General features: G+C 37.2%; 2 protein-coding genes and 1 pseudogene. All 3 read left to right on the top strand.

Features of this window, described 5'->3' with window-relative positions:
* A pseudogene (locus JST56_03380) lies at positions 1–546 on the top strand (helicase).
* Positions 547–694: 148 nt separating this feature from the next.
* Positions 695–1,501 carry a hypothetical protein gene (locus JST56_03375; GenBank protein ID MBS1988010.1) on the top strand — a complete coding sequence of 269 codons (807 nt, stop codon included), beginning with the start codon at positions 695–697 and terminating at the stop codon, positions 1,499–1,501.
* 195 nt (positions 1,502–1,696) lie between these two features.
* The coding region (locus JST56_03370) for a hypothetical protein (GenBank protein MBS1988009.1) at positions 1,697–2,523 on the top strand (827 nt) is incomplete at its 3' end.

The raw sequence follows: 2,523 nt of genomic DNA, 5'->3' as shown, positions 1-2,523 counted from the left end.
TATACACCATTTGACGGCATCTGCCTTACCGATACATTCCAGTTAGGAGAAACCATATCAGGTGAACAACTATTTGATGAAATGTTCCCTCAAAATAGCAAGCGGGTACAGCAACAGCAAAAAGCACCACTGAGAATTATCTTTGGCAACCCACCTTATTCCATAGGCCAACGGTCGGCCAATGACAATGCCCAAAACCAGTCCTATCCAAAATTGGACAACCGCATTGCCACAACTTATGCAAAAGCATCTTCCGCAGGTCTAAACAAATCATTGTACGATGCCTATATAAAAGCCTTTCGATGGAGTACCGACCGTTTGGGAAAAGATGGCGGCATTATCTGCTTTGTGAGCAATGGCGCTTGGTTGGACGGCAATAGCACAGATGGTTTCCGCAAAGAAATTGAAAAGGAGTTTTCTTCCATTTATGTTTTCAACCTGCGCGGCAACCAACGCACCAGCGGCGAACTGAGCCGCAAAGAAGGCGGAAAGATTTTTGGCAGCGGCAGCCGCACACCCATCGCCATTACATTGTTAGTAAAAAAACCAGTATATGCCTAAAAGCATCAATCCCATCCAGTCACCGAGAAAACCTCGTTAGCTGCAACTTCTAAAGAATGCTTACAAATTCAAATAACTTTGAAGAAAACAGTTATTTCCATTTTGGAAACAACTGCAGAATAGAAAATATTAAATGACGGAATTAAAAAAGATATACTGTTTTATCGATGAGGGCGGCGATAGCTCGTTCTATGCATCAGGCAAAAAATTGCTTGTAGGTTCAGGGGGATTTCAACCCAATCTGAATTTAGGAATGATAATGTTAGAAGATAAAAAAGGTATCCAGGATAAAATTTCAAATTTCATTGATGGATTGAAAAATGACCCACTATATAATTCTATCCATTCCTTCAAACAAGAAAATTGGTATCTGCACGCAAGGGGTGACCATTCAGAAATAAGGTCAAAGTTTTTTGAGCTTTTGAGGGAATTGGAAGGCTACAAATCTTATTTCGTTATTGGAAGAAAGAGATTAGGCACATTTCAGAACAAACACAACAGTAACGAAAGAGAATTTTATTTTGACCTTATTTACCATTTGTTGAAGGACAGGTTAAGGGAAGAGGATTGCCAATATCAGATTTTCTTATCGGCAAGGAAAAAAAGTACACAGGAACATTTAGGTGCTGCAATTGGTAAAGCGATCGAAAGGGATAATAAGCGCAGAAAGATATCAAAGGATATAAAATTCAAGTTCGACATTGTAAGGAGTGAAGACACATTAGAATTAAGCATTGTAGATTATTTATTATGGGCATTGAATAGGTACATAGTACAAAAAGAAGAGCGTTTCTTTAAAGCCTTACAACACAGGTACAACCTGATAATTGATGTATATGATGTAGAAAAATTCAAGCTAAAGATGGGAAATTATTATCATAGGGGCAATCCCTTTTGCATCGAAAATGCCAGCGAATTTAGAACGGATGGATATGTATAAAAACAAAAAAAGTTCTTATAAGCCTCGTGTCAATACTGACAACCCCCGCAAGGTGCGAGTTATAGAGCCTATAAAAACCGACACAAAGTTATGCACTTTCTGTAAATATACAAGAAAAAAATTTGGTCATATCAAAGAATTATACTAAAAAAATTATCAAAATCATTGAAAATCAGCGATTAAAGCCCCAAAATTATGAGCAAGCAAAAAGAAGATACCAAAGCAACCATTTATTACCACGACATTGGCGACTACCTGAGCCGTGAGAAAAAACTGAGCATCGTGGCCAAGTATGGTTCCTTTACCCACCTGCCTATGCAAACCCTTGCGCCCAACGACCACGGCGATTGGCTGAGTTTGAGGAATGATAATTTTGGGAGTTTTATAGCTTTAGAACCTGAAAAGAAGTTCGATGTTTTAACTCCCACATTTTTTAATACCTATGCAATTGGTGTCGCTTCAAATAGGGACGCTTGGGTGTATAATTTCTCGGGGAAGTTAATCGATGAAATGATGTATTCATTTATTAAGTTCTACAATAATCAAGTTGCTTCTTTCCAGAAAAAATATGCGTCAAATCCGAAAATTGAAGTGGAAGATGTTGTTGATGCTGACCCGAAAAAAATTAGTTGGACACGTGCTTTAAGAAGAGATGTGAAAAACAACATACATCATTCCTATAATGCGAAGGAAAAAATTCCATCAATGTACCGTCCATTTATAAAACAGCATTTATACTTTCATAGACCTTTTATTGAAAGTCCAGGCTTGAGTTCAATATTGTTTCCATCAAAAGAATTTAAAAATCTTCAAATATCTTTAACAGGGTCAGGGGCAAGCAAGGATTTCACAGTTATAATGACTAACGTGGTTACCAATTTAGATATGGTTGAAAAATGTCAATGCTTTGTGAATAGCTTTAAAGCAGTGTTCGTCAATCATTCCAAACGCATCAGCGATTATTTTGAGATGTCGTGTTTCAATCTAATTGTACAATACTATCGCAGAAACAAATATAAAAT

Source organism: Candidatus Dependentiae bacterium, assembly GCA_018266175.1.
Taxonomy (GTDB): Bacteria; Babelota; Babeliae; order Babelales; family RVW-14; genus JAFEAY01.
The sequence above is the reverse complement of the archived record's forward strand: the minus strand, read 5'-3'. Positions and strand labels throughout refer to the sequence as shown.

What these genes read in the sequence shown, in the direction of transcription:
- JST56_03375 (MBS1988010.1), top strand. Translation starts at nt 695, where the DNA reads ATGACGGAATTAAAAAAGATATACTGTTTTATCGATGAGGGCGGCGAT.